The following is a 26,745-nucleotide window of genomic DNA, read 5'->3' as shown; positions in this document are numbered from 1 at the left end:
TCCTTTGTTTGGGAGAGCATAATCAAGACTGACACTTCTTTGCGAACGACCTTCAAGAAGAACTTTATCAATCATTTCTTGTTTTAATTCTGGGGAATAGTATCGATTCTTCCCCTTTTTAACGTTCTCTATTCCATAACAGTCAATTAATTTCATCATGTATCTTAGGCCAGCAACATCCACTCCAAATCTTTTTGAAAGCTGGTTGAAGCTTTGTCCTTGTTTTCTAAGTTCATAGATCTGAACTTTATCTTCATAACTCAATTTCATAATAAAACACCCCAAAAGTTAGATTTTTTCTGTCTAACTTTTGGGGTGCAGTTCATTCCAACTGGCCTTTTCTATTTAATTTAAAATCTTAGCTCAATGCGTCATCCATTGAAAGAACTTCGTGGAAGACACGTTGTGTCAATTCAGTTTTTTGTTCTGGAGTGAGGTATTTGGTGTTTACACAGTATCCTGAGATACGAACGATGACATCTTCGCCATTCATAATCTTGTCATAAACATCTTTCAAGTCCATAACGTTCAAGTTAACGTGTTGTCCACCGTTTTCAAAGTAACCATCAAGGATTGTTACTAAGTTATCCACTTGTTCGTCACGAGTTTTACCAAGAGCACGAGGTGAAACTTGAGTTGTCAATGAGATACCATCAGCTGCATAACCAAAGTCAAGGCTAGCAAGTGAGTTCAAGTTTTGCAACCATCCACCTTTAGCTTTGTTAGATGGGTTAGCACCTGGTGAGAAGAATTCAAGTTTAGACAAGTTCACAGAACCATCTTCGTTGAGGTATACACCTTTGTGGACTGGTGAGTTACCAGTTTGTTTAGAGTAAGCAACGTTAGATGTGATGGTCAAAAGTGATACTGTAGCTTCTGCGTCTTTGTAAAGTTTGTGGCTACGTAGACGAGTTGTGTAAGCTTCAATCAACCATTCTGCCAATTCGTTTGAACGTGGGTCATCTTCACCCCAACGTGGGTATTCACCGATTGTTTCGTAATCGTAGATGTAGCCATTTTCATCACGGATTGGTTTAACTGTAGCGTATTTAATCGCTGACAATGTATCAACAGTGTTAGCAAATCCACAGATACCGAATCCCATGTTGGCACGTTGTTTAGTTGGCAAGAATGCCATTTGAACAGCTTCGTAGTTGTACTTATCAGTCATGTAGTGGATGATGTTCAAAGCATCTACATAAGTGTCAGTCAACCAGTCAAGAGATTTTTCAAAGTTCGCTTTAACTGATTCAAATTCAAGAACTTCGTCGCGGATAGGATCGATGTCAAATACTTTGTAGTCTTTGTGAACATCGTCGTAACCACCGTTCAAACCAGTGAGAAGGGCTTTAAGAACGTTTACACGAGCACCGAAGTACTGGATGTTGTGGCGTTGTTCTTCATTTTCTGGGTCAAGTGGTGACACACAGCATGAGATACAGCTCATTTCACCATATCCGTCTTTAGCCATTGTTGTTACACCTTCGTATTGGATAGAAGAGTGTTTGTGGCTCATGTGCATACAGTAGCGACGGAAGTTGTATGGCAATTTGTCAGTCCAAAGAACTGTCAAGTTTGGCTCTGGAGAGTTACCGATGTTGTCAAGAGTGTTCAAGAAACGGTAGTCCATCTTAGTAACACGGTGACGACCGTCATTACCCATACCAGCCATAGAAGTTGTGATGAAGGTTGGGTCACCTGAGTACAATTGGTCATAAGCTTTTGTACGAGCAAATTTAACTGTACGAAGTTTCATAACGAAATCATCAACGAATTCTTGGATTTCTGATTCAGTAAATGTACCACGAGCAAGGTCACGTTCTGCAAAGATGTCAAGCACGATTGGCACACGTCCTAGAGATGTTGCAGCACCGTTGATAACACGGCAGACAGCCATGAAGGCGATGTTCACCCATTGGATAGCTTCTTTGACGTTCATCGCTGGTTTGCGAACGTCAACACCGTAAAGGTCACCCAAGCGAACAACTTGTTGCAATGCTTGGTATTGAAGGTTTACTTCTTCGCGAAGACGGATTGTTTCTTCATCAATTTCTTTAATTGCATTCCAATCGTTTACTTTTTCTTGCATCAAGTAGTCTGCACCGTAAAGAGCAAGACGTGCGTAAACACCGATGATACGTCCACGTGAGTAAGCATCTGGAAGGCCAGTTACAGTGTGAGCGTGACGAGCACGACGGATATTTGAAGTGTAAGCGCGGAAAATACCGTCGTTAACTGTTGTTACGTATTTTGTGAAGATTTCATGAACAGCTGGATCTGGTTCGTATCCATTTTCTTTCAAAGTAGTTTCAGCCATACGGATACCACCTTTTGGCATGAAATTCAATTTGAAGAGTTCATCGTTCTGGATACCGAAGATCAATTCGTTTTCTTTGTCGATAAATCCAGCAGGAATATCAGCAATAGATGTTGGACGAGTGTCCATTGGGAAACGAGTTTCTTCGTAGTGTGCTTTTGTTTCTTCTACGATTTTTTTGATGTGAAGCGAACGTTCTGTTGGGCCAGCAAGGAAACTTTCATCTCCATCGTAAGGTGTGTAGTTAGCTTGAACGAAGCGAGAAATACTTGCTTTTTCTTTCCAATCTACGCCTTTGAAGCCTTCCCAAGCTTTATCAAAAATATCTTGCGCTTCAACAACTGTCTTAACAACCATGTTAATGTCCTCATTTTTCTTTCTAGTAACAACTATCTGTTACATTCATAAATCAAGTATACCACACAGTAACCGATTTCAACAAGAAGAAAACAGCCTTTTTAGCGCTTTCTTTTATAATACAGACTATATTTTAATGCTATCTGTATTATATATTTGAAAGTCAGACTACTCTTTTCCATTTTTTCAGAAAAAAAGGTATAATGAATAGAAAATGACGCTAGAAAGGAACAAAAATGCTCATATTTCCATTGATTAATGATTTGTCCAGAAAAATCATCCATATCGACATGGATGCCTTTTTTGCTGCGGTGGAAATCAGAGATAATCCCAAGTTAAAGGGCAAACCTGTCATCATTGGGAGCGACCCTAGACAAACAGGTGGTCGGGGTGTCGTTTCTACTTGTAGCTACGAAGCACGAGCTTTTGGCGTTCATTCAGCCATGAGCTCTAAAGAAGCTTATGAGCGCTGTCCCCAAGCTATCTTTATCTCAGGAAATTATGAAAAGTATAAGACTGTGGGACTTGAGATTCGTGCTATTTTTAAACGCTACACTGATTTGATCGAACCTATGAGTATTGACGAGGCATACTTGGATGTAACGGAAAATAAACTCGGTATCAAGTCAGCTGTCAAAATAGCCCGCCTCATCCAACAAGATATCTGGCAGGAGCTACATCTGACTGCTTCTGCAGGCGTCTCTTATAACAAATTCTTAGCTAAAATGGCTAGTGACTATCAAAAACCACATGGTTTAACAGTCATCCTCCCAGATCAGGCTGAGGATTTTCTCAAACAAATGGACATTGCTAAATTTCACGGTGTGGGCAAAAAAACAGTTGAACGCCTTCATGAAATGGGCATTTATACTGGTGAAGACTTATTGGCTGTTTCTGAAGTCACTTTAATCGATCGGTTTGGCAGACTCGGTTTTGATCTTTATCGAAAGGCTAGGGGCATTCATAATTCACCGGTCAAGGCCAATCGTATTCGCAAGTCTATTGGCAAGGAAAAAACCTACGGAAAAATCCTGCACGTAGAAGAAGACATCAAAAAAGAGCTGACTCTTCTCTCAGAAAAGGTAGCTTTCAATCTCAGCCAACAAGGCAAAGCTGGAAAAATCATTATCCTAAAAATACGATATGCTGACTTCTCTACTCTAACTAGACGAAAAAGCCTCCCACAAGCAACACAGGATGCTAGTCAGATTTCTCAAACTGCCCTTCAACTCTACGAAGAACTAGCTGAAAAAGAAAAAGGCATTCGTTTGCTAGGAGTCACAGTAACAGGATTTTAAAAAGCTTGAAGGAAGATTCCCTCAAGCTTTTTCTTATACAAATAAACGCACAAAACTATAGAGCAACAAGACACTACCGAGTACGATACGGTATTTACCAAAGAGGGTAAAGTCGTGCTTCTTCACATAGCCAGTCAAGAAGCGAATAGCAACCATGCTGACCGCGAAGGCTACTCCCATAGCAACCAAAAGCAAGAACAGTTGTCCAAAACTCAAGAGTTGGCCTGCTTTTATAAATTTGAAAATCTTTAAAGCGCTGGCTCCGAACATAACGGGAATCCCAAGATAGAAGGTAAACTCAGTTACGACGGAGCGACTAGTCCCATTCAACAAACCACCAACGATAGTCGCACCAGAACGGCTTGTCCCTGGGAAAAGGGCAAGGACTTGGAAGAGTCCAATGTAAAGAGCTGTTTTATAAGGCAACTTGTCTAACTCTGTTACTGTTGGTTCAATAGCTTGCGCCTTATTTCGTTTTTCAAGATAGATAAAGGCAACCCCAAAGATAATCAACATGATTGCAACTGAAACCATGTTATGGAAGTTGGCATCAAACCAATCATCTAGTTTAAAGACCAATAGCAAAGGCAAGGTCGCAACGAAAACTTTTGACCATAATTGCCAAGTTCGACGAACTTCAACCTTGGTTTTACCAGGTTTGAAAGGATTGAGCTTGTTAAAGTAGATTACCACAACTGCTAAAATAGCACCGAGCTGAATGACAACATTAAACATGGACATGAAGGCTTCATTTTGGTCTTTAAACTGGATAAACTCTTGCGCTAGGATTAAGTGGCCAGTACTTGAAATTGGCAACCATTCTGTAATTCCTTCAACAATCCCAAAAAATATGGACTTCAAAATTTCAATAAAATACATGCATTACTCCTTTTTCTGTCCTCTATTATAACATAATTTCGGATGTTGCGATAGATTTTTTAGAAGGCGCCGATACTACCACCGCCTCCGCCTCCTGAGAATCCTCCACCTGAAGAACCACTTCCAGAAGATACGGAGTAGTTGCTTGCTGTGTTTGCGACCGCTGCATAGTATTTCATCTGTCCAGTATAGGTATGAAGTTGTGCATACCAGCCATAGGCAATGTAACTATCTAAGTCTGGATTCTCAAGATGAATTTGCCGAACTTTCATTAATTGGCTGACCTTTTTGGCATAACCAAAAAGAGTTGCATATACCAGAAGGCGATTCCAAAGGACGATACTCTCCAACTCAGCCTTGTCTAGACGGGCGATATTCCGAAGCATGTTTTCAAAACTCTTCCAGTGATAGTAAACCTCTGCCCCTTCATCTGTCAAAACACCATTATCATAATACCCATATGTTACAGCATAAATTAGCACTAAAATAATGGAAGCAAGTAATCCCAAAAAGAGGAGGTAGAACGAAACAAAACCATACGTGTTCCAACTACAGTAGAAGAATAGCCAGCTCCCTACGGCTGAACCAATTAATCCAATCCACATAGCTAGAGATAGTTTCTTCTCACCCGTACTCAAAGGACGGTAATAATTTGGAATACGCAACGCATGCACCTTGTCTTTAACGCGCTTTTCAATGTTAGAGATGCGTCTATCAAACGAACGTTTCAGCTGCTTTCCTATCTCCTGAACCTGCTTTGCATCCTTTTTAAAAACTCCACGATAAATACTTGGTGAAACCTGATAATCTGAAAACAGGTCCGAAATTGCCAACTCTTTCTTATCTGAAAAGCAAAGTGTCAGACATTCCTTCTCAAAATTTGCCAATCCACTTTCGTTTATGATTTTAAGAATTGGTTCTTTTTCCCCTTTCTCAATAGACAAATGCCCTCTATCTACTAGATCTAGCAAAGTAGCCTGAATGACTCGTTCAAATGTAAAATGACCAAATCCTTTTGCTCCCGGTTTCATTTCGCCCAGTGATAAGGAATATACACTCTCTGCTAAAACCATCGGAGGCCAGTCCATAGGTGGCTCATAGAGGCGATGGTTCTTAGCAAATTTCTTCTTAGGACTAATTTCTTTTTTGAAACGTTTATAAAAGATTAAACCGACAAACAGAAGAACCGTCAAAACAATTGGAATAAGCCACATCATTACGATTTTGTCCGAAGCTTTTTCACTTGCTATTTCAAGCTCAACTCTTTTAAACCAAATGAGGTTATCAGATACCAAGCCTTGATCCGGAGCTTCTGCAAAAGCACTTCTCGGCCAATAGGCATGTAGTTCCACCTGACGATTTCTCGGAAGATCTTTCATCTTGACTTGGTAGAAATCATTTACCTTTTTGACACTAGCTTCCTTAAAGAGTTTTCCTGTATGGAAATAGAGTTTCTCTGCTGGATTTTCAGAGCTGACCTTGAACTCAAACTCTTTAATATCTCCAGAACTATCTGTCAAGGGTTGCCAATTTAACTCCGCTATATCCCTGTATAAGAAGAGAAGATTTGATAGTTGCCAGGTAACCGTCACCCGAACAGTATCTCCAGCATATCCAGCATTGTAAATTTTCACCTTGTAGCCGTCCTCTTCCTCCATAGTATAAAAGGAAACATTTTGAATAATTTGCCCATTTTTAGACACTTGAACGGTCGGGTCGGGATCAATGTCAAATCCTTCTGGCATTTTCCCAGCTTTTCCCAGTCCAACTAGCTGACCATTATAATCATCTCCAAAACGGTAGGTGATTGTTTCCTTAAAAATTGCAGTATTATCTGCATGAATATTCAAATCACCCTGATAGGATAAGATATCAAAGTCTACTGCAAAAACTAGGCTCGGTATAAATAATAAACAAGCAAATACCAAAGTCACTAACCATCTTTTTTTCATAATTGATTCCCTTTCAATCTTTTCACCATTATATCATTTTTTATAAGTAAAGGCTTACTTGTATTGAAAATCTCACCATTTTTAGATACAATAGAGAGACGTCATTTTTAGACTAGAAATAGGAGAAAACATGAAAAAATTATGCTTATCTATTCTTGCTAGCCTAGCCCTTGCATTAGGACTAGCTAGCCAAGTCCAAGCCGACGAATATTTACGCATCGGGATGGAGGCAGCTTACGCTCCCTTTAACTGGACCCAAGACGACGATAGTAATGGTGCTGTCAAAATCGACGGTACCAACCAATATGCCAACGGCTACGATGTTCAAATTGCTAAAAAGATTGCCAAAGACTTAGGCAAGGAACCTTTGGTCGTAAAAACAAAGTGGGAAGGACTTGTTCCAGCCCTTACTTCTGGCAAAATCGATATGATCATTGCCGGTATGAGCCCAACCGCTGAACGCAAACAAGAAATTGCTTTTTCAAGCAGTTACTATACTAGTGAGCCAGTTCTATTGGTTAAAAAGGACTCTGCCTATGCGAATGCCAAATCTTTGGAGGACTTTAGCGGAGCAAAAATCACTTCTCAACAAGGTGTTTACCTTTATGATTTGATTTCCCAAATCCCTGGTGTCAAGAAAGAAACAGCTATGGGCGACTTTGCCCAAATGCGCCAAGCTCTTGAGGCTGGTGTTATTGATGCCTATGTTTCGGAACGCCCTGAAGCTCTAACTGCTGAAGCCGCTAACTCTAAGTTTCAGATGGTTCAAGTAGAACCCGGTTTCAAAACTGGAGAAGAAGATACAGCTATCGCCATTGGACTTCGTAAAGATGACAGTCGTATCAGCCAAATCAATGCTAGTATTGAAACCATCTCAAAAGATGAACAAGTTGCACTGATGGATCGTATGATTCAGGAGCAACCTGCCGAAGCCACAGCAACTGAAGAAAGTAGCAGTAATTTCTTCAGCCAAGTTGCTAAAATTCTTTCTGAAAACTGGCAACAGCTCTTGCGTGGTGCAGGGGTCACTCTTTTAATCTCAATCATCGGAACTATCGTAGGTCTCATTATCGGTCTTGCCATTGGTGTCTTCCGTACGGCTCCTCTCTCTGAAAACAAAGCCATTTACGGCCTACAAAAACTAGTCGGTTGGATTCTCAATGTCTATATTGAAATCTTCCGTGGTACACCGATGATTGTTCAATCCATGGTTATCTACTATGGGACTGCTCAAGCTTTCGGTATCAATCTCGACCGGACACTGGCTGCTATCTTTATCGTCTCAATCAACACAGGTGCCTACATGACAGAAATCGTTCGTGGTGGTATTCTAGCAGTTGACAAGGGACAGTTCGAAGCCGCAACCGCTCTTGGTATGACCCACAATCAAACCATGCGTAAGATTGTCCTTCCTCAGGTTGTCCGTAATATTCTACCTGCTACTGGTAATGAGTTTGTCATCAATATCAAAGATACCTCTGTATTGAACGTTATTTCAGTTGTCGAGCTTTATTTCTCAGGAAATACTGTAGCGACTCAAACCTATCAATACTTCCAGACCTTTACCATCATTGCAGTGATTTACTTTGTCCTCACCTTCACTGTGACCCGTGTCCTACGTTTTATCGAACGCTATATGGACATGGACACTTACACTACAGGTGCTAACCAAATGCAAACGGGGGATTTGAAATAATGACACAACCAATCCTTGAAATCAAACACCTAAAAAAATCCTATGGACAAAATGAAGTGCTAAAAGACATTTCTCTCACCGTCCATAAAGGAGAGGTTATTTCCATCATCGGAAGCTCGGGAAGCGGAAAATCAACCTTCCTTCGTTCGATTAATTTACTAGAAATACCTACAGGAGGAGAGATTCTCTATCGCGGAGAAAATGTCCTGGAAAAAGGCTATAACCTTACCCATTATCGTGAAAAGCTCGGTATGGTTTTCCAATCTTTCAATCTCTTTGAAAATCTGAATGTCCTCGAAAATACCATCGTTGCCCAAACGACAGTACTCAAACGTGACCACTCTGAAGCTGAAAAAATTGCCAAAGAGAATCTTGAAAAAGTTGGTATGGGAGAACGTTACTGGCAAGCCAAGCCGAAGCAACTTTCAGGTGGACAAAAGCAACGTGTAGCTATCGCTCGTGCACTCTCCATGAATCCTGACGCCATTCTCTTCGACGAACCAACATCTGCCCTTGACCCCGAAATGGTCGGAGAAGTCCTCAAAATTATGCAGGATCTAGCTCAAGAAGGCTTGACCATGATTGTTGTAACCCACGAAATGGAATTTGCTCGCGACGTCTCCCATCGTGTCATCTTCATGGACAAGGGAATCATTGCAGAAGAAGGTAAACCTGAAGAACTCTTCACGAACCCTAAAGAAGAACGGACAAAAGAATTCCTTCAGCGTTATCTCAACTAATAAATAAAGACTGCATAAAGAATGCAGTCTTTTTAGTTTAAAATTGTAAAGAAAAGGCAGACTCGATTCAGGAATCTGCCTGTAACCACAGTTCAATCTTCAAATTTTTCATGATTTTTTTCATAGAAATCGATTAAACTAAGAGCTGTTTCAAATGAAATATTTTTAACTTTTGCGCGTCCTTGTGCTAGAGCAATGATAGACATTTCACGCGCATTCGTTTCTTTAGAGATACGGTAACCTGTGATCTTCTTATCACGAACCCAGCCAACAACTGCTTCTACCTTTTCAAAGTTTGACTTAACCATGTTCTTCTCCTGAATTATTCTTTACAATTCCTAATTGTATACGTTTTTATTTCATCTGTCAATAAAAAAACATATATTCGTCACAACTATATTATTCTGCATATTTTTATTTAGCTCTTAAAGCCGATAATATATGAGTTCTTATATCCTCAACTCCATTAGGATTTGCTGGTAGGAAGATTGTATTATTTCCTTCTTTTTCTGCAAAATTATTCAACGTGTCTAAATACTGGTTCGTTAATAGGATAGACATGATTTGTTCTTCAGTTAGCTCAACATTAGCTCCCTTTAACTCTTTGATAGAATCAGCCAGTCCGTCAACAATTGCTTTACGCTGCTCTGCAATCCCTACACCATGTAGGCGATCTTTTTCTGCTTCTGCTTCTGCTGCGGTCACGATCTTAATCTTATCTGCTTCAGCAAGCTCTTGCGCCGCAACTCTCTTACGTTGAGCCGCGTTAATTTCATTCATTGATTGTTTTACTTCAGCATCAGGTTCAACCTTAGTAATCAGCGTTTTGACAATGATATACCCATATGTAGACATTTCTTCAGCCACTTGTTTTTGAACTTCTAAGGCGATTTCATCCTTCTTCTCAAACAACTCATCTAGGGTTAGCTTTGGTACAGATGAACGCAAAGCATCTTCAATATAGGATTTAATTTGGGCTTCTGGACGCATCAATTTATAATAGGCATCTGTGACATTGTTTTCATTCACTCGATACTGAGTTGCCACATTCATCGTTACAAATACATTATCTTGCGTCTTTGTCTCTACAACGATTTCACTCTGCAACAAACGTAGTTGTACTCTTGCCGCAATTCTATCAATCCCAAAGGGAGCCCGCAAATGAATACCACTATTGCTCAACTTTTGGTATTTACCAAAGCGTTCTATAATAGCGACAGATTGTTGTCGTACCACATATACAGAACTAATCGTAATCACTGATGCAATCACCACTAAAATCAATACAACAAGTAAAATTTGTAAAACCATGGGAATCTCCCCCTTTCATCACCCTCATTATAACACCATCGTTATCATTACGCAAATAATATGATAATAATTTTATTTTAGTTTAAACTAGCATATTATACAATGTTTCATTTCCATTCAAATTAATATAAGACGGGTCAAACTTTTCCATCCGATGAATCAACCCAGCATAATCATGCTTATTGGCAAGAGCAATCCCAATCAATACAGGCCCCGTCCCCTTGCTTGCTCGTTTGATATATTCAAAACGAGTGATGTCATCATTTGGCCCCAAAATGTCATTTACAAACTCTCGGAGAGCTCCTGGACGCTGTGGGAAATTCACTACAAAGTAATGCTTGATTCCATCGTAAATCAAGGCACGTTCTTCCATCTCTGGCATGCGGTTGATATCGTTATTTCCTCCAGAAATAATACAACAAATCGTCTTGCCTTTGATATAGTCTGATAAAACTTCCAAGGCTGCAACACTAGCAGCCCCGGCTGGTTCTGCTACAATCCCTTGTTTGGAATAAAGATCAATCAAGGTTTCAGAAATCAAGCCCTCGTCTACCCCAATCAGCGTTTCAACATTCTGACGGGTCGCTTCATAGGTTAATTGTCCAACCTTCTGTACGGCTATCCCATCAGCAAACTTATCAATTTCTTTGAGTTTAACTGGTCCCCCAGCCTCAAAGGCAGCTTTCATAGAACGGGCCCCATTAGCTTCTACCCCGATCACTTCAATAGTCGGGTTAGTTTCCCTAATATAAGTAGAAACACCGGCAATCAATCCACCACCGCCTACTGGTACAAGTACTGTATCAAAATCAATAGACTCTTTACGGGCTTCTTCAAGAATCTCATAAGCTACTGTTCCTTGACCAGCCTGAACATGCGCATCATCAAAAGGATCAATGAAGGTGCGGTTTTCAGAAACTGTAAATTCTTGTGCTGCCTTAGCAGAAGCATCAAAGGTATCCCCAACTAACTTAATTGTCACAAAATCACCACCAAAAAAGCGGACCTGTCCAATCTTTTGTTGCGGTGTTGTGATGGGCATAAAGATGGTTGCAGGAATTTTCATCTCATTACAAGTATAGGCGACACCTTGGGCGTGATTTCCTGCAGAGGCACAGACTACACCACGCTCACGTTCTTCTTTTGTTAATTGAGAAATGGCATAATAGGCTCCGCGAATCTTAAAGGAACGAACACGCTGGGCATTCTCCTTCTTCAAATAAATCTTAGCACCATACTTCTCCGATAAATAATGATCATAATCAAGTGGAGTATTGACTACTACACCACTCAATACTTTGTGGGCTTTCACCACGTCTTTTGCACTTAGCATTGTCTCCTCCTCAAATACTTTTTAAGATAAAAAGCGAGTTAGGTACCCCCAACTCGCCTTCTGTTTTTCTTCACAAGAATTAGTTGTAGATTTTGAATGCGTCGTCGTCGTTTTTACCAACGAAAGGCATTGCTCTACGCAATTCAGCACCAACTTTTTCAATTTCAAGGTTAGCTGCTTGTTCACGGTAAGCAGTCAATTTTGGACGTCCAGCCTTGTAGTCATTTACAAAGTCATTTGCAAATTTACCATTTTGGATATCTGCCAAAACAGCTTTCATGTTTTCTTTGACTTGCTCAGTAATCACACGTGGACCTGATACATAGTCACCGTATTCAGCAGTGTTTGAAATAGATTGACGCATTTTCTTGAATCCACCTTCATAGATCAAGTCAACGATCAATTTCATTTCATGAAGAACTTCAAAGTAAGCCAATTCTGGGGCGTATCTTGCTTCTGTCAAGACTTCAAAGCCTGCTTCGATAAGGGCAGTCAAACCACCACAAAGTACGGCTTGTTCACCAAACAAATCTTCTTCAGTTTCTTCTTTGTAAGTTGTTTCAAGCAAACCAACACGAGCTGCCCCAACACCTTTACACCAGTCCATAGCAATGTTTTTAGCATTTCCTGTAGCGTCTTGATATACGGCATAAAGAGCTGGCACACCAAATCCTTCTTCGTAAGTACGACGTACCAAGTGTCCTGGTCCTTTAGGAGCACACATGAAAACATCTACATCTTCAGGAACTTTGATAAATTCAAAGTGGATGTTGAAACCATGAGCAAATCCAACTGCATTTCCAGCTTCCAAGTTTGGAGCAATTTCTGCTTCGTACAATTCTTGTTGGATTTCGTCTGGTGCCAAGATCATGATAACGTCAGCCAATTTAGTGGCTTCTGCTACTGTATAAGTGTCAAATCCATCTTCTTTTGCTTTGTCAAAAGATTTACCAGGACGTACACCGATGATGACATCACGACCTGAGTCACGCAAGTTTTGCGCATGCGCATGTCCTTGTGAACCATAACCGATTACGGCGATTTTTTTACCATCAAGCGCTGCTACTTTAACATCTTTTTCGTATTCCATTTGAACTGCCATAGTTTTTCTCTCTTTTCTATTTTTTATTGCCTCATAGGCTGGTTTAACAAATTTATGCTGGATTTTATACTCAATAAAAATCAAAGAGTATTAGTCGCGGGTAAATCCAGTTGCACCCGTACGAGCGATATTTTTAATACCATATGGTCGAATCACTCGCAATAAAGCTTCACTCTTTTCAGCATTTCCAGTCATCTGGATAGTGATGGAGCTTGGAGCCACATCTACTACCGTTGCACGGAAAGGTTGGATAATGGCCAAGATTTCTGCACGTTTTTCAGCAGGAGCAGATATCTTCACCAAGATAACTTCTCTTTCCAAGTGTGGTTTATCTGTGATATCTCGAATACGAATCACATCAATCTGTCGATTCAGTTGTTTAATGATTTGCTCTACTTCATCATGAGAAGCTACATCAATAATGATGGTGATACGAGATACATTGGGGTTCTCTGTCGCACCAACTGAGATACTCTCAATGTTGACCTGACGACGAGATAGGACACCTGTAAAGCGATTGAGGACTCCCGAACGATTTTGTAGTTTTGCAGTTAACATTCTACGCATGGAACTTCACCCCCAACATCTCATGATTGCTCTTACCAGCTGGTACCATCGGTAAAACCTGTTCCTTACGAGAAATATCCACCTCGATAAACATCGGTACATCCTCCAGAATGACTTCTAGATCCTTCTCTATCGTCTCTGGATTATCAAATTTATAGTTTTTAATGCCGTAAGCCTGTGCCATCAGCTGGAAGTCAGGAAGTGTATCAAAGACTGACTCGGAAGTTCTACCCTCATAGAAGGATTCCTGCCACTGACGAACCATTCCTAGGGAGTGGTTATTCAACATGACTACCTTAATCGGTACCTTGTAAATGTTCAAAATAGCTAGTTCCTGGTTGGTCATCTGGAAGCCACCATCACCGACAAAAAGGATAACTTCTTTTTCCGGATTGGCAATCTTAGCCCCGATAGCTGCAGGAACTCCGAATCCCATAGTACCCAAACCACCTGAAGTGACTAACTGACGCTCATTTTGGTAAGGATAATACTGAGCTGTCCACATTTGGTGTTGCCCTACGTCTGTGACAACAATGGCATCCCCATTCGTCAACTCACCGATGCGTTCGATAACGGCCTGAGGTTGGACCACACGTTCTTTCTTATCATATGAACGAACTCGATTCTTGTCCTTGGTGACTTTTTCAATCCACTTTTCAGTATTGTTATGAACAGTTGGTTCTGCTAGTAGCATCTGCAAGGCTTTCTTAGCATCGCCCACCACTGGAATATCTGCACTGATAATCTTACCAATCTCGGCTGGATCAATGTCGATATGAGCAACCTTGGCATTTTTAGCAAAGGTCTTGGGATTTCCAGTCAATCGGTCATCGAAACGGCAACCAATACAAATCATAAAGTCGGCTTCCGTCATGGCAATATTAGCTGCGAAAGACCCGTGCATGCCTCCCATTCCAAGAAAGAGCGGATGACTCGTCGCAATCGTACCTTGCCCTAAAAGACTGGTCACGACTGGAATTTGGTAACGTTCAGCAAACTCATTGAGTTCTGTAGCTGCTTCTGCATAACTAACTCCACCACCTGCCAATAAAACAGGTTTCTTGGCTTTTGACAATTGCTTCAAAATTTTCTTGATTTGCATGTCATTTGGCTCTAGAGTCGGTTGATAACTTGGCAAATTCACTTCGGGTGAATAGATGAAATCTGTCTCTAAGGCAGATACGTCTTTTGGTAGGTCAATCACGACGGGCCCTGGACGACCTGTCGTTGCGATATGGACAGCTTCCGTAATGATGCGAGGAATATCTGCCGTCTCACGAACTTGGTAATTGTACTTAGTGATTGGCATGGTAATGCCCACGATGTCTGCCTCCTGAAAGGCATCCTTCCCAATCCCTGCACGCGCCACCTGACCTGTAAAGACCAAAAGGGGAACGCTATCACTCATGGCATCTGCAATCCCTGTAATGGCATTTGTAGCTCCCGGTCCACTCGTGACAACAGCAACACCCAACTCTCCAGTTGATTTGGCATATCCTTCAGCTTCGTGCAAACAACCTTGCTCATGGCGTCCTAAAATGTGGCGAATGCCTTTAAAATTATATATCGCATCATACAAAGGCAAGACTGCACCACCAGGATAGCCAAATATGGTATCAATTCCTAAATCACGAAGTGTTTCCAAAACTAGGTCCGACCCCGTCTTAGGAGATTCTAAACTGATTTTCTCCATTGTTCCCCTTTCTCTTCTCTTAAAAATAGCTTGTTACTATCATACCATTTTTTCAAAAATTTTCAAGATAAAAGAAGCAATTTTCTGAATTTTCTATCTAAAAGTGTATTTATGAATCTTTTTCTCATTTTTATTAACTTTTCTACGGAATTAGGAACCTTTATTTACTTTAATTTATCAAATTAGAATATTTTCTTTCTGGATAAAATTAGTAACTCTCTCACTTAGCGACCAAATTTGTATACTATATTCAGCAAAAATGAATAGTTAAAGACAAAAAAAGGAAGCCACCAAGTGACTTCCTTCTATTGCGAAGACAGATTATTCTTCACCTTTGTTTTTCTTAATGATTTCTTCTTGTACTGACTTAGGTACATCTTCGTAGTGGTCAAATACCATCATGAATGTACCACGTCCTTGAGATGCAGAACGAAGAACTGTTGCGTAACCGAACATTTCAGCAAGTGGAACGTAAGCACGAACGATTTGGCTGTTACCGTGTGCTTCCATACCATCTACACGTCCACGACGAGCAGTTACGTGACCCATAACATCACCAAGGTTTTCTTCTGGAACAGTGATGGTTACAAGCATCATTGGCTCAAGGATAGCTGGCTGTGCAGTCTTAGCAGCTTCTTTAAGTGCAAGAGATGCAGCGATCTTGAAGGCAGTTTCAGATGAGTCGACATCGTGGTATGAACCATCGTAAAGCTTAGCTTTCACGTCAACCATTGGATAACCTGCAAGAACACCGTTAGCCATAGATTCTACCAAACCTTTTTCAACCGCTGGGATAAATTCACGAGGAACCACACCACCGACGATTGCGTTTTCGAATTCGAATCCTTTACCTTCTTCATTTGGAGTAAATTCAATCCATACATCACCGAATTGACCTTTACCACCAGACTGACGTTTGAAGAATCCACGTGCTTGAGTAGAAGCGCGGAATGTTTCACGGTAAGATACTTGAGGAGCACCTACGTTCGCTTCAACTTTGAACTCACGACGCATACGGTCAACAAGGACGTCAAGGTGAAGCTCACCCATACCAGAGATAACTGTTTCACCAGTTTCAACGTTTGTTTCAACACGGAATGTTGGATCTTCTTCAGCCAATTTTTGAAGGGCAATACCCATCTTGTCTTGGTCTGCTTTAGATTTTGGCTCAACCATCAATTGGATAACTGGTTCTGGAACGTCGATTGATTCAAGGATGATTTTAGCTTTTTCATCAGTCAATGAGTCACCAGTTGTCGTATCTTTCAAACCAACGGCAGCTGCGATATCACCTGAGTAAACAGTGTCGATTTCTTGGCGGCTGTTAGCGTGCATTTGAAGGATACGTCCGATACGTTCACGTTTACCTTTAGAAGTATTCAATACGTATGAACCTGATTGAAGAACACCTGAGTAAACACGGAAGAATGTCAAACGACCTACGAATGGGTCTGTCATGATCTTGAAGGCAAGGGCTGCGAATGGCTCTTCGTCAGATGCTGGACGAGTTTCTTCTTCATCTGTATCTGGGTTAACACCTTTGATCGCTGGGATGTCAAGTGGGCTTGGAAGGTAGTCGATAACCGCATCAAGCATCAATTGAACCCCTTTGTTTTTGAAGGCAGAACCACACAATACTGGGAAGAATTCAACATTGATAGTAGCTTTACGGATACCCGCTTTCAATTCTTCGTTAGTAATTTCTTCACCTTCGAGGTATTTCATCATCAAATCTTCATCAGTTTCAGCAACTGCTTCGATCAATTTTTCACGGTATTCTTGTGCTTGTTCAAGATATTCAGCTGGAATATCCTCTTCAAGGATATCTGTACCAAGGTCGTTTGTATAGATTTCAGCTTTCATCTTGATCAAGTCGATGATACCACGGAAATCATCTTCAGCACCGATTGGCAATTGGATTGGGTGTGCGTTTGCTTGAAGACGGTCGTGAAGTGTGCTTACTGAGTAAAGGAAGTCAGCACCGATTTTGTCCATTTTGTTGGCAAATACGATACGTGGAACTCCGTACTCAGTTGCTTGACGCCAAACTGTTTCAGTTTGAGGCTCAACACCTGATTGTGAGTCAAGAACAGTAACCGCACCGTCCAATACACGAAGAGAACGTTGTACTTCAATTGTGAAGTCCACGTGCCCTGGTGTGTCGATGATGTTTACGCGGTGGTTGTTCCATTGAGCTGTTGTCGCAGCAGATGTGATAGTGATACCACGTTCTTGCTCTTGCTCCATCCAGTCCATTTGTGACGCACCTTCGTGAGTTTCACCGATTTTGTGGATTTTACCAGTGTAGTAAAGAATACGCTCAGTAGTTGTTGTTTTACCGGCATCGACGTGAGCCATGATACCGATATTACGAGTTTTTTCAAGTGAAAATTCGCGTGCCATGAGGTTTGTTTCTCCTATTTATTTTTGATTTCTATTCTATTATAACACGATTTTAATAAAAACGGATAGGCAGGACCTACCCGTTCTCAATGTTTTCATGTTTTTGTTGGTTTCAACTTACGAAATGGAAAGTTGAATTGAACTCGGGCTAAAGTTAGCTAGCCGATTTGAGCCGGAACGGGATGCTGTATGAATATGAAAAAGATAAACTTCCTTGTATTCGTCGAATACTGCGTCAGTTTCCTATTTTCACCTTGCATCCTTACCGTTCCTAGCATCATAATTGAACTCGGGCTAAAAGCTCGGAAAATAGATAAGCTTTCCTAGAATCTTTGATTCTGCGTCAAGCTTCCTAATTTTCAGTCGCTTTTTTAACGCCCTTAGTATCATTTTATTACCAACGGAAGTGTGCGAAGGCACGGTTAGCTTCAGCCATACGGTGAGTGTCTTCACGTTTCTTAACTGCTGCACCTGTGTTGTTCGCAGCATCCAAGATTTCTTTTGCAAGACGGTCTTGCATTGTGTGTTCACCACGAAGGCGAGCGATGGTTACCAACCAACGAAGTCCAAGTGTTGTACGGCGTTCTGGACGAACTTCAACTGGGACTTGGTAGTTAGATCCACCAACACGACGTGCACGTACTTCAAGTACAGGCATGATGTTTTCCATCGCTGTTTCAAATACTTCAAGTGCATCGTTACCAGTAGCTTCTTTGATTTGCTCAAAAGCACCGTAAACGATTGAAGCAGCTGTACCACGTTTACCATCAAGCATAACGCGGTTGATAAGACGAGTAACTAGTTGTGAATTGTAAAGCGGATCTGGCAATACGTCACGTTTTGGAGCTCTATTTTTACGACTCATTTCTCTTTATCCCCTTTCCTTATGCTTTTGGACGTTTAGTACCGTATTTAGAACGGCCTTGTTTACGATCGTTAACACCTGCAGTATCAAGTGCACCACGGACGATATGGTAACGTACCCCTGGAAGGTCTTTTACACGTCCACCACGAAGAAGCACCACGCTGTGCTCTTGCAAGTTGTGTCCGATACCTGGGATGTAGGCAGTAACTTCGATAAGGTTGCTCAAACGTACACGAGCAAATTTACGAAGGGCAGAGTTAGGCTTTTTAGGTGTCATTGTTCCAACACGAGTTGCAACACCACGTTTTTGTGGTGAAGAAACGTTTGTTTGAACTTTTTTATGACTGTTGTAACCAACGTTCAAAGCTGGTGATTTAGATTTTTCTACTTTTGATTTACGCGGTTTGCGAACCAATTGGTTAATTGTAGGCATCTACATTCTCCTGTATTTTTTTATTTTTGGTGATGATACACTTGGTGACAGCTACCATCTGTGTGTACTTTTGCAACATTTGTCAGCACGTCCCTGTACACTTTTGAGAGACCAAAAGTAAAAAGTACCGTCTATTATTATAACACAATTTTTCCTTCATTGTCAAGATATTTTTCATTTTTATTCTGATCTTTTAACTCTTTGACACTAGTTATAACTACTTTTTTAAACAAAGAAAAGGAGGCAAAATTGCCTCCTACTTTCTGGTATGGATTTCCTTTGATTCAAGTTGTCATTTCGGAATTTTTTAACCCTTCTTATCAAAGCCAACCAGACTCTTTTGAAATGTTGGCTGCCTCTGTTCGATTACCAGCATCTAGTTTCGAAAGAATATTGGTGACATAGTTTCGGACGGTTCCATTTGATAGATAAAGCTGATCCGCGATTTCTTGATTAGACAAACCTTGAGCGATTCCCTTTAAAACAGCGATTTCTTGCTCTGTTAACGGATTGGGGTGCGTCATCACCACTTCCATCAATTCAGGCGAATATTCCTTGCGTCCTTCGAGAACAGTGTGCAAGGTTTGCATGAGGTCTGCAATGCTTCTTTCTTTCAAGACATAAGCATCCACTCCAGCCTTGACCGCACGTTCAAAATATCCGGGACGTTTGAAGGTCGTCACCACAACCACCTTTGTTTCTAGCTTTTCTGCTCGTATCCACTCCAAGACTTCGAGGCCTGTCTTAACAGGCATTTCTACGTCAAGAATGGCGATATCTACGGGCTCCTTTTCTAAGAGTTGGATGGCTTCTTGTCCATTCTTGGCTTGTAGGACAGTCTCTACATCTGGTTGAAACATAAGCAACTGGCACATCGCATCTCGCAACATACTTTGATCTTCTGCAACAAGTAGTTTCATCTTAGTTTCTCTCCTTATAAGGTAGTCGAACCTGCACTTCCGTTGGCTGTTTCTGACTGATTACCTTTACTTCTCCTGAAAAAGGAAGGACACGGTCTCGAACGGTATGGAGCTCATCTCCTTTTAGAGAAGCAAAGCCACAACCATCGTCTCTCACTGTTAGAATGAGTTCTTTCTCAGTTCGTTCTAATTTCAAGTAAGCTTTCGATGCTTTAGCATGTTTGATGATGTTGGTCACTAACTCAAGTAAAATCATGGAGGCCGTTGATTCTAATTCCTGAGTTAGGCTAGCTGTATCTAGTTGGTGATTGATTTCCGTTTCAATTCCTGCAATTTCCAGCATTTTTTTAACAGTCGCAAACTCGGAAGCAAGGGTTCTTGTTTTAAGATTTTCGATAATTGTACGGACTTCATTCATGGATTCTTTACTGATCTGATGAATTTCTTTTAATTCTTTTTCCACTTGAGGATAGGCCTGCATTTGAAGAAGCTGGAGGGCAAGGTCCGTCTTCACACTCAACATGGCAAAGGTATGACCTAGGCTGTCATGAAGATCCTGACCGATACGACTGCGTTCGTTTTCAGCCAAGAAAAGATTGAGCTTGGCATTTTGTTTCATCTTTTCTTCTTTTAGCTCTTCTGTTATCCGAATTCGATAGAGACCAAAGGTCATTGCATCGGAAAAGATAAAGGTCACCAAGAAAAAGAGTAGCTGCCAGGGACTAACATGATTGACCATATAGATTCCGGTCAGAATAAATGGTTGCAGGACAATAAAACTGACAAAACGCCAAGAGTGAAAAGAAATCTCATCCAGCTCATAAATAAGGAGATTGGATAAATAAAAGATAAACCATGTGAAACCTGAACTTAGCCAAACAGATGTATAAAAAATGTAGACAAGCATGGACCACCATGCTAGCCACTGCACGGTGCGATTCTGACTGATTAAAACCGAATAGAAGGCAAGTACAAATAGTAGGGTCCATAGCAAGGTTAAAAGCGGGTAATCTCCAACGATGACACCCGCTATAGGAAAGATGATAAACACAATTGAAATATGAAACATATAATGAATGTTTTTAAATTTTTCCAACATAGATTTATTTTACCTCAATCCTTTTTTTCAGCTGGATTACCAGTACACCAAAGAAAACTGTATAGCCTAGCACAACCAAGGCAGAAAGAATATTAAATTCGTGGTGCTCCAAATAAGTAGAGACGACCTGCATCAGTTGATAGGTTGGAGTCAGTTTTCCAATGGATTGGAGCCATTCTGGGAAGGAATTCAAAGGGAACCAGAGTCCACCTAGGACAGCCAAAGCAATATAGGCAATATTTCCAATAACCGTCATCAGTTGAGCACTGGGAAGCAAGCTCACCAAGACACCCATGCTGATAAAGACCACGCTTCCGACCAGCAAAATAGCTCCAATCACCAACCAATCAAGCCAAGGCAGGGTCACTCCACGGACAAAATGACCAACTGAAAAGACAACTGTAATTGATAACAAGAAAGTCAGTAGGGTACTGAACAGTTTTGATACATAATATTCTACCATAGATACGGGAGAATGTTGAATCAATTTTTGCCAGTTGTTTGTCTTATCAGACTCGAGTGTGCTTGGGATACTGAAAAAAGCACTTGACATGATACTAAAGAGCGTCATGGCAAAAAGATAGGCTTGAAGAGCAATTTCTGGAATATCTGACCCTGACATCATACCAGAAAAGATAAGGTAAAACACACTTGGAAGTCCGATGGATAGCAAGTAGTAGACTGCTTGCCGTTTCATCAGAATGATTTCCACTTTCATGAGACTTGTCATATTTTTCATCGTCAATCTCCTTTAGTCTTGAGTCGTTTCGAAGATACTGTCTAAGAGAGTTCGATTGCGAACTTCAATTTCTTCGATCATGCAGCCCTGTTCTTGCAAGGCTTCCCATACCTGGCTGGCTTCTTTGGTTGTGAAGGAAAGAGCATTTTGCTTGATTTCAATCTCTTGAACCTGGTCCAAAGTGCTGATAACTTCCTGATAAGTTAGAGGTACCGTAAAATGTTTTTCCTGTTCTTCACCACGCATGGCATAAGGCGTCGTATCGCGAATCAATTCTCCCTTGTGGAGGACCAAGATGCGGTCAGCCGTATGTTCTACCTCTTCGATATAGTGAGAAGAATAGACAATGGTAACACCATTTTTCTTTAATTGATTAACAATTTCCCAAAAATGCTGACGTGTCGAGGTATCCATGGCAGCAGTTGGCTCGTCTAAAAATAGAATTTCCGGACGACCGATTAGTGCCAACACAAAAGAGAACAAACGTTTTTGCCCACCAGATAGCTTGCCCGCTAGCTGATTTTTCTGCTTGTCTGAGAATCTCAGCAAGTCATCAATTTCTTTGTCTGAAAGACTGTCAGGATAAAGTGACTTGAAAAATGATAAAAGTTCTTTCACTTTCAAGTCTTGAACCACCGTATTTTCTTGAGGCAAGATAGAAATAAGCTGCTTTAATCGAGGATCTGTTGGTGCAAAGCCTTGAATAGCTATCTGACCTGAGCTCATGAACTTGTCGCCCAAGAGGCAATCAATCAAGGTTGTCTTCCCTGCCCCGTTAGGTCCAATCAAGGCGACACATTCACCATCGTTGATTTCAAAGGAGATGTTCCGCAAGATCTCCTTGTCTTTTATTTTCTTACTCAATTTCTCAACTTTAATCACAGTCATGAGATTCTCCTTTCAACCACTTCATTCCCATAGGGAAAACAACGAAAATCATAAATCCAAAACCCCAAGCACCACGAATGAATTGGCGAAGCAAGGTTTGGTCAAACCAACCAGTAAACATTTCCACTAACCATACCAAGAGTGACAGGCTGATAAAGAAATAGATGATTGCTTTTTTCATTTCTCAAACTCCTTTTTCACATCTCTAACCAATTTCAAACCTTCTCTGACAAGCCAAGACATCATTCCAAAGCCAGCAAAGAGCTCCCAAGGAAAATGGTAGAAACCCTCGTCCAATCCTGAAAACATGAGATAGGTCATAACTCCTGCTGCTACTAAACTCACTGCGACAATCATTTTATTTTTCATTTCTTCTTCCTCCATTTCATACTTCAATTATAGTCTTTTGAATTTGGCGGAGCTAGATGCTTCTGTCACTAGGAAATATGACAAATGTCATAAAAAAAGAAAGCTGCAAAATCAACTTTCTTTTTAATCAATTAAATTTTTATTCCACACTGAAAAGATATGGATATACGGGTTGTTGACCTTGGTGAATCTCTACTTCAACATCTTCGAATTCTTCTGCGATTTCTTGGGCAATTTCATTGGCAAGTTCTTCGCTTCCGTCTTCTCCGACATAGAAAGTCACGATTTCACTATCTTCGTCCAACATATGTTTCAAAGTTTCAGTCAAGGTTTGGTGCATGTCAGGGTTTGACACGAGGATTTTCCCATCTACCATACCAAGATTGTCATTTTCATGAATTGCTAATCCATCGATAGTTGTATCACGAACGGCTGTTGTTACACTACCACTTACGACATCACCAAGGGCTGCAGTCATGCGTTCTTTGTTTTCTTCGATAGACTTGCTAGGATCAAAGGCAAGAAGACTCGTCAACCCTTGAGGAATTGTACGTGCTTCTACCACAATAGCAGGTAGTTCAAGCACTTCAGCCGCAGACTGAGCTGCCATAAAGATATTTTTGTTGTTTGGCAAGAAGATAATGTTGCGAGCATTGACCTGTTCAACAGCCTTGATAAAGTCTTCTGTTGAAGGGTTCATCGTCTGCCCGCCTTCGATAACATAATCCACACCTTGGGCACGGAAGATATCTGCTAAACCTTGACCAGCTACTACTGCGATAAGGGCATACTCTTTTGTTTCAGCAGGCTTGTTTCCTTGAGTTGCTTCTTTTTCAACTTGCGCCTCGTGTTGGTTACGCATGTTGTCCACTTTTACCTTAATCAAGCTACCATATTTGAGACCTTCTTGCATGACAAGACCTGGATCTTCTGTATGGACGTGAACTTTGACGATTTCATCATCATTGACAACAAGGAGCGAGTCACCGAGTTCATTCAAGTAGTTACGGAATTCATCGTAGTCAAAGTCCTTAGAATAAGTTGGACCTTGTTTGAGAGCTACCATGATCTCTGTACAGTAACCAAAGGTAATATCCTCAGTTGCAACATGTCCAGCCACAGACTTATGGTGCTCTGCATTGATCATTTCACTCATGTTGGCAGGAGTCGCTACAAAGTCCTCAGACGCACTGTATTCACCAGTAAGAGCTGAAAGGAATCCTTCGTAGATGAAGACCAAACCTTGACCACCTGAGTCTACCACACCAACTTCCTTAAGGACTGGAAGCATTTCTGGTGTCTTAGCCAAAGCTGCTTTCGCACCTTCCAAGGCTGCACGCATGACCTCAACAGCATCATCTGTCTCCTCGGCTTTTTTCTTAGCCCCAATGGCTGCACCACGAGAAACAGTCAAAATGGTTCCTTCAACAGGTTTCATAACCGCTTTATAAGCTACTTCGACACCGGATTGGAAGGCAAGAGCCAAGTCTTGACCTGTTAATTCATCTTTTTCCTTGATAGCTTGAGAGAAGCCACGGAAGAGCTGAGAAGTGATAACCCCTGAGTTCCCACGCGCACCCATCAAGAGCCCTTTAGCAAGAATGCTCGCTACTTCTCCAACAGTAGAAGCAGGCTTATCTGCTACTTCTTTGGCACCATTTTCAATGGTCATTCCCATGTTTGTCCCAGTATCTCCATCTGGAACTGGAAAGACGTTCAATGAATTGACATATTCTGCTTGCTTATTCAAACGAGTTGATGCAGCCTGCACCATCTCTTGGAATAAACTGGTAGTAATTTTTGACACGATTATTCTCCTACAACTTTGATATTTTGAATGTAGACATTCACAGTCTGAGCAGTAATTCCTAGTTGATTTTCTAAACTAAAACGAACACGCTCTTGAATGTTTTTTGACACTTCGCTTATCTTTACTCCGTAGCTCAATACGGTATAAACATCAACTGCGATGCTACCATCTTCGGCTGCCTTCACGACAACACCCTTAGAATAATTTTCCTTACCAAGAAGGGCTTGGAAATTGTCTTTGAGGGCATTTTTACTAGCCATACCGACCACACCAAAAATCTCAGTTGCGGCACCACCTACTACGGTTGCAATCACTTCATCTGTCAGTTCGATTTGACCATCTTTTGTATTAATTTTTACAGTCATTTTTTTTACCTCAACTAGTTGATACTCTATTTTATCATATTTCAGCCCAAGTGTAAAAGCAGAATACTGTATCTGCGGATATTTACTCTATTTTTCAAATGGTTTTATCCTTAGAGCAAAAGAAAAAGACCTAAGCGGTCTTTTCATTTTTATTAAACGCGTTCAACTTTACCTGATTTCAAAGCACGAGCTGAAGCCCAAACTTTTTTAGGTTTACCATCGATAAGAACAGTAACTTTTTGAAGGTTTGGTTTTACGGCACGTTTTGTTTGGTTCATCGCGTGTGAACGGTTGTTTCCTGATACAGTCTTACGACCTGTAAAGTAACATACTTTAGCCATTGTGTTTTCCTCCTATTAGATCTAATATAGCGGATGTGCTAGCACCACATACCGTACTATGTTATCACACTTTCTCTATTTTGGCAAGGAAATTAGGAGACTTTTTTTATTTAACGTAAACAACTCCAAGTTTACCAAAAGCAACTTCCCCACGAATAATCAAAGTTTTGCTGGTTGATGCTACAGGAGCATCTGCCTTAGCTGCACCAAAGGATGTTTCTACTTTCAAATCGACACGCCAGTGTTGTGGGACATATACTGTTGCATTTCCGAAAGCCACTTCAATATTTAAAGTCGCAAAATCACCTAACATCTCTGCATTGTCATAGTAGATTTTAGCACCCCCAAACGCGACTTCCACTTGGTCGTCTACAATATCTTGATCTTGCTTATAGAAAGTCCCGCTTCCAAATACGACTTCCTTATCCGTAATGACTGTTTTTTCTCCATTGTACCACCACTTTTTTTCATGCCAGAACTTACTTGAATGTGTCAGATAACCAACACCGAGTACCACCAAGATGCTAGCCCAGATGAGAGAATGATTTGTAACTGGTAACAAGTCATAAGAGTAATTTGCAATGATGAGGGCTAGTAAACCTGTAAATACTGCTGAAGTTAGATGGCGTCTAAGGATGGACTCAATGGACTTATAAGCAAAAAAAACAATACCTAGCAAAGGCCATATTTTACCATCCAAAGAAGGAATGCCAAAATTTCCTTGCAGCAAGATCCAAGCTGCTAAAACCAATAAAACAATACCAAATGCTTTCTTTTTCATGTTTTTTACCTCATGTTTCTTAGATTTTCTTTTAGGAGGGATTGGTAATGCCGTGAGACATGAACCTCCTTGTGCGTCTGATAAAAGGAAATGGTGCCCGTTCCTGAAAAGGACTTGTCCACCGAGTATATCTGACGGATGTTTGTGATCGTTGACTTGGACACTCGACTAAAATAGCGAGGTAAGATGGACTCCAACTCATAGAGTTTGAGGCGAACCTCATAGGCTTCCTTCTGGGTATGAGCGTAAATCTTGCTCCCTTCTGTTTCAAAGAAGAGAATTTCTGAAAGGTCTAGATAATATTCACCTGTCCCCTTGTAAAAAGTCAACCTCGGAGCCTTTGACTCTTGCAAGAGCCGTTGCAAGTCTGCAATTTCATCTGTCAAAGTGGGGGTCTTGATGACAATTTCAGTCTCCTCTAAATTGCCGTCAATCTCAATTCGTAACTTCATCACATCTCCTTTCTGACTCTACTATATCAAAGCTA

General features: G+C 40.9%; 27 protein-coding genes. 3 read left to right on the top strand and 24 right to left on the bottom strand.

The window, feature by feature from the left end; all coding sequences use genetic code 11:
• Nucleotides 1–270 (bottom strand): helix-turn-helix domain-containing protein (locus ACIY14_RS03760; protein WP_409001573.1); only part of this gene is annotated, 270 nt, incomplete at its 3' end.
• Nucleotides 271–358: 88 nt separating this feature from the next.
• Complete coding sequence (pflB, locus tag ACIY14_RS03755; RefSeq protein WP_409001572.1) at nt 359–2,674, bottom strand: formate C-acetyltransferase; 2,316 nt, start codon at nt 2,672–2,674, stop codon at nt 359–361.
• A gap of 236 nt (nt 2,675–2,910) precedes the next feature.
• On the opposite strand from pflB, the gene dinB reads away from it, so the two are divergent.
• Nucleotides 2,911–3,972: a DNA polymerase IV gene (gene dinB, locus ACIY14_RS03750; RefSeq protein WP_409001571.1), complete on the top strand. Its 1,062-nt coding sequence runs from the start codon at nt 2,911–2,913 to the stop codon at nt 3,970–3,972.
• Nucleotides 3,973–4,005: 33 nt separating this feature from the next.
• Here dinB and ACIY14_RS03745 read toward each other — a convergent pair whose 3' ends face one another.
• Together ACIY14_RS03745 and ACIY14_RS03740 are read right to left on the bottom strand one after the other, a co-directional pair.
• Nucleotides 4,006–4,851 carry an undecaprenyl-diphosphate phosphatase gene (locus tag ACIY14_RS03745; RefSeq protein WP_409001570.1) on the bottom strand — a complete coding sequence of 282 codons (846 nt, stop codon included), beginning with the start codon at nt 4,849–4,851 and terminating at the stop codon, nt 4,006–4,008.
• Between the two features lie 59 nt (nt 4,852–4,910).
• Nucleotides 4,911–6,803, bottom strand: a complete 1,893-nt coding sequence (locus ACIY14_RS03740) for a DUF2207 family protein (protein WP_409001569.1) — start codon at nt 6,801–6,803, stop codon at nt 4,911–4,913.
• Nucleotides 6,804–6,933: 130 nt separating this feature from the next.
• Between ACIY14_RS03740 and ACIY14_RS03735 the strand changes: the two genes are divergently transcribed.
• Together ACIY14_RS03735 and ACIY14_RS03730 are read left to right on the top strand one after the other, a co-directional pair.
• Complete coding sequence (locus tag ACIY14_RS03735; RefSeq protein ID WP_409001568.1) at nt 6,934–8,499, top strand: ABC transporter substrate-binding protein/permease; 1,566 nt, start codon at nt 6,934–6,936, stop codon at nt 8,497–8,499.
• Nucleotides 8,499–9,239 carry an amino acid ABC transporter ATP-binding protein gene (locus tag ACIY14_RS03730; protein WP_409001567.1) on the top strand — a complete coding sequence of 247 codons (741 nt, stop codon included), beginning with the start codon at nt 8,499–8,501 and terminating at the stop codon, nt 9,237–9,239. The genes ACIY14_RS03735 and ACIY14_RS03730 overlap by 1 nt, the downstream gene beginning before the upstream one ends.
• A 92-nt stretch (nt 9,240–9,331) precedes the next feature.
• On the opposite strand, the gene ACIY14_RS03725 is transcribed toward ACIY14_RS03730, so the two are convergent.
• The 20 genes from ACIY14_RS03725 to ACIY14_RS03630 all read right to left on the bottom strand — a co-directional run bounded on the left by ACIY14_RS03725 (nt 9,332) and on the right by ACIY14_RS03630 (nt 26,710).
• Nucleotides 9,332–9,547 carry a hypothetical protein gene (locus ACIY14_RS03725; protein WP_000241003.1) on the bottom strand — a complete coding sequence of 72 codons (216 nt, stop codon included), beginning with the start codon at nt 9,545–9,547 and terminating at the stop codon, nt 9,332–9,334.
• A gap of 106 nt (nt 9,548–9,653) precedes the next feature.
• The gene (locus ACIY14_RS03720) at nt 9,654–10,550 is read right to left on the bottom strand and encodes an SPFH domain-containing protein (protein ID WP_409001566.1); all 897 of its coding nucleotides are present in this window, start codon (nt 10,548–10,550) and stop codon (nt 9,654–9,656) included.
• Between the two features lie 82 nt (nt 10,551–10,632).
• Nucleotides 10,633–11,883 (bottom strand): threonine ammonia-lyase IlvA, encoded by a 1,251-nt coding sequence (gene ilvA, locus ACIY14_RS03715; protein ID WP_409001565.1) that lies wholly within the window; start codon nt 11,881–11,883, stop codon nt 10,633–10,635.
• A gap of 79 nt (nt 11,884–11,962) precedes the next feature.
• Nucleotides 11,963–12,985, bottom strand: a complete 1,023-nt coding sequence (ilvC, locus tag ACIY14_RS03710) for a ketol-acid reductoisomerase (RefSeq protein WP_409001564.1) — start codon at nt 12,983–12,985, stop codon at nt 11,963–11,965.
• Nucleotides 12,986–13,075: 90 nt separating this feature from the next.
• Nucleotides 13,076–13,552: an acetolactate synthase small subunit gene (ilvN, locus tag ACIY14_RS03705; RefSeq protein WP_001253807.1), complete on the bottom strand. Its 477-nt coding sequence runs from the start codon at nt 13,550–13,552 to the stop codon at nt 13,076–13,078.
• On the bottom strand, nt 13,545–15,245 hold the full coding sequence (locus ACIY14_RS03700; RefSeq protein WP_409001563.1) for an acetolactate synthase large subunit: 1,701 nt from the start codon (nt 15,243–15,245) through the stop codon (nt 13,545–13,547). The genes ilvN and ACIY14_RS03700 overlap by 8 nt, the downstream gene beginning before the upstream one ends.
• A gap of 321 nt (nt 15,246–15,566) precedes the next feature.
• On the bottom strand, nt 15,567–17,648 hold the full coding sequence (gene fusA, locus ACIY14_RS03695; RefSeq protein WP_000090343.1) for an elongation factor G: 2,082 nt from the start codon (nt 17,646–17,648) through the stop codon (nt 15,567–15,569).
• 394 nt (nt 17,649–18,042) lie between these two features.
• Nucleotides 18,043–18,513, bottom strand: a complete 471-nt coding sequence (rpsG, locus tag ACIY14_RS03690) for a 30S ribosomal protein S7 (protein WP_000087873.1) — start codon at nt 18,511–18,513, stop codon at nt 18,043–18,045.
• Between the two features lie 19 nt (nt 18,514–18,532).
• Nucleotides 18,533–18,946: a 30S ribosomal protein S12 gene (gene rpsL, locus ACIY14_RS03685; protein ID WP_001142332.1), complete on the bottom strand. Its 414-nt coding sequence runs from the start codon at nt 18,944–18,946 to the stop codon at nt 18,533–18,535.
• Between the two features lie 320 nt (nt 18,947–19,266).
• Complete coding sequence (locus ACIY14_RS03680) at nt 19,267–19,866, bottom strand: response regulator transcription factor (RefSeq protein WP_409001562.1); 600 nt, start codon at nt 19,864–19,866, stop codon at nt 19,267–19,269.
• A 1-nt stretch (nt 19,867) separates the two neighbouring features.
• Nucleotides 19,868–20,965: a sensor histidine kinase gene (locus ACIY14_RS03675; RefSeq protein WP_409001561.1), complete on the bottom strand. Its 1,098-nt coding sequence runs from the start codon at nt 20,963–20,965 to the stop codon at nt 19,868–19,870.
• A gap of 4 nt (nt 20,966–20,969) precedes the next feature.
• Nucleotides 20,970–21,704 carry an ABC transporter permease gene (locus ACIY14_RS03670; RefSeq protein ID WP_409001560.1) on the bottom strand — a complete coding sequence of 245 codons (735 nt, stop codon included), beginning with the start codon at nt 21,702–21,704 and terminating at the stop codon, nt 20,970–20,972.
• A 12-nt stretch (nt 21,705–21,716) separates the two neighbouring features.
• Entirely contained in the window at nt 21,717–22,592 is an 876-nt protein-coding gene (locus tag ACIY14_RS03665) for an ABC transporter ATP-binding protein (RefSeq protein ID WP_409001559.1), read from the bottom strand.
• On the bottom strand, nt 22,579–22,773 hold the full coding sequence (locus ACIY14_RS03660) for a hypothetical protein (RefSeq protein ID WP_070837807.1): 195 nt from the start codon (nt 22,771–22,773) through the stop codon (nt 22,579–22,581). Before ACIY14_RS03660 ends, ACIY14_RS03665 begins: the two co-directional genes overlap by 14 nt.
• Entirely contained in the window at nt 22,770–22,976 is a 207-nt protein-coding gene (locus tag ACIY14_RS03655) for a hypothetical protein (protein ID WP_223331915.1), read from the bottom strand. The genes ACIY14_RS03660 and ACIY14_RS03655 overlap by 4 nt, the downstream gene beginning before the upstream one ends.
• A gap of 124 nt (nt 22,977–23,100) precedes the next feature.
• Nucleotides 23,101–24,768: a DAK2 domain-containing protein gene (locus ACIY14_RS03650; protein ID WP_409001558.1), complete on the bottom strand. Its 1,668-nt coding sequence runs from the start codon at nt 24,766–24,768 to the stop codon at nt 23,101–23,103.
• 2 nt (nt 24,769–24,770) lie between these two features.
• Entirely contained in the window at nt 24,771–25,136 is a 366-nt protein-coding gene (locus ACIY14_RS03645) for an Asp23/Gls24 family envelope stress response protein (protein WP_000216438.1), read from the bottom strand.
• Nucleotides 25,137–25,288: 152 nt separating this feature from the next.
• Nucleotides 25,289–25,477, bottom strand: a complete 189-nt coding sequence (gene rpmB, locus ACIY14_RS03640) for a 50S ribosomal protein L28 (protein ID WP_001140948.1) — start codon at nt 25,475–25,477, stop codon at nt 25,289–25,291.
• Between the two features lie 106 nt (nt 25,478–25,583).
• Nucleotides 25,584–26,258, bottom strand: a complete 675-nt coding sequence (locus tag ACIY14_RS03635) for a LiaF transmembrane domain-containing protein (protein WP_409001557.1) — start codon at nt 26,256–26,258, stop codon at nt 25,584–25,586.
• Between the two features lie 5 nt (nt 26,259–26,263).
• A complete protein-coding gene (locus ACIY14_RS03630; RefSeq protein WP_084868249.1) occupies nt 26,264–26,710 on the bottom strand; it encodes a LytTR family DNA-binding domain-containing protein in 447 nt (148 codons plus the stop codon).
• Between the last annotated feature and the right edge of the window lie 35 nt (nt 26,711–26,745).

Source organism: Streptococcus sp. ST16, from assembly GCF_046098135.1.
Classification (GTDB): domain Bacteria; phylum Bacillota; class Bacilli; order Lactobacillales; family Streptococcaceae; genus Streptococcus.
The sequence above is the reverse complement of the archived record's forward strand: the minus strand, read 5'-3'. Positions and strand labels throughout refer to the sequence as shown.

Coding starts and splice junctions, on each gene's coding strand:
- pflB (WP_409001572.1), bottom strand. CDS start 2,674: ATGGTTGTTAAGACAGTTGTTGAAGCGCAAGATATTTTTGATAAAGCT.
- dinB (WP_409001571.1), top strand. CDS start 2,911: ATGCTCATATTTCCATTGATTAATGATTTGTCCAGAAAAATCATCCAT.
- ACIY14_RS03745 (WP_409001570.1), bottom strand. CDS start 4,851: ATGTATTTTATTGAAATTTTGAAGTCCATATTTTTTGGGATTGTTGAA.
- ACIY14_RS03740 (WP_409001569.1), bottom strand. CDS start 6,803: ATGAAAAAAAGATGGTTAGTGACTTTGGTATTTGCTTGTTTATTATTT.
- ACIY14_RS03735 (WP_409001568.1), top strand. CDS start 6,934: ATGAAAAAATTATGCTTATCTATTCTTGCTAGCCTAGCCCTTGCATTA.
- ACIY14_RS03730 (WP_409001567.1), top strand. CDS start 8,499: ATGACACAACCAATCCTTGAAATCAAACACCTAAAAAAATCCTATGGA.
- ACIY14_RS03725 (WP_000241003.1), bottom strand. CDS start 9,547: ATGGTTAAGTCAAACTTTGAAAAGGTAGAAGCAGTTGTTGGCTGGGTT.
- ACIY14_RS03720 (WP_409001566.1), bottom strand. CDS start 10,550: ATGGTTTTACAAATTTTACTTGTTGTATTGATTTTAGTGGTGATTGCA.
- ilvA (WP_409001565.1), bottom strand. CDS start 11,883: ATGCTAAGTGCAAAAGACGTGGTGAAAGCCCACAAAGTATTGAGTGGT.
- ilvC (WP_409001564.1), bottom strand. CDS start 12,985: ATGGCAGTTCAAATGGAATACGAAAAAGATGTTAAAGTAGCAGCGCTT.
- ilvN (WP_001253807.1), bottom strand. CDS start 13,552: ATGCGTAGAATGTTAACTGCAAAACTACAAAATCGTTCGGGAGTCCTC.
- ACIY14_RS03700 (WP_409001563.1), bottom strand. CDS start 15,245: ATGGAGAAAATCAGTTTAGAATCTCCTAAGACGGGGTCGGACCTAGTT.
- fusA (WP_000090343.1), bottom strand. CDS start 17,648: ATGGCACGCGAATTTTCACTTGAAAAAACTCGTAATATCGGTATCATG.
- rpsG (WP_000087873.1), bottom strand. CDS start 18,513: ATGAGTCGTAAAAATAGAGCTCCAAAACGTGACGTATTGCCAGATCCG.
- rpsL (WP_001142332.1), bottom strand. CDS start 18,946: ATGCCTACAATTAACCAATTGGTTCGCAAACCGCGTAAATCAAAAGTA.
- ACIY14_RS03680 (WP_409001562.1), bottom strand. CDS start 19,866: ATGAAACTACTTGTTGCAGAAGATCAAAGTATGTTGCGAGATGCGATG.
- ACIY14_RS03675 (WP_409001561.1), bottom strand. CDS start 20,965: ATGTTGGAAAAATTTAAAAACATTCATTATATGTTTCATATTTCAATT.
- ACIY14_RS03670 (WP_409001560.1), bottom strand. CDS start 21,704: ATGAAAAATATGACAAGTCTCATGAAAGTGGAAATCATTCTGATGAAA.
- ACIY14_RS03665 (WP_409001559.1), bottom strand. CDS start 22,592: ATGACTGTGATTAAAGTTGAGAAATTGAGTAAGAAAATAAAAGACAAG.
- ACIY14_RS03660 (WP_070837807.1), bottom strand. CDS start 22,773: ATGAAAAAAGCAATCATCTATTTCTTTATCAGCCTGTCACTCTTGGTA.
- ACIY14_RS03655 (WP_223331915.1), bottom strand. CDS start 22,976: ATGGAGGAAGAAGAAATGAAAAATAAAATGATTGTCGCAGTGAGTTTA.
- ACIY14_RS03645 (WP_000216438.1), bottom strand. CDS start 25,136: ATGACTGTAAAAATTAATACAAAAGATGGTCAAATCGAACTGACAGAT.
- rpmB (WP_001140948.1), bottom strand. CDS start 25,477: ATGGCTAAAGTATGTTACTTTACAGGTCGTAAGACTGTATCAGGAAAC.
- ACIY14_RS03635 (WP_409001557.1), bottom strand. CDS start 26,258: ATGAAAAAGAAAGCATTTGGTATTGTTTTATTGGTTTTAGCAGCTTGG.
- ACIY14_RS03630 (WP_084868249.1), bottom strand. CDS start 26,710: ATGAAGTTACGAATTGAGATTGACGGCAATTTAGAGGAGACTGAAATT.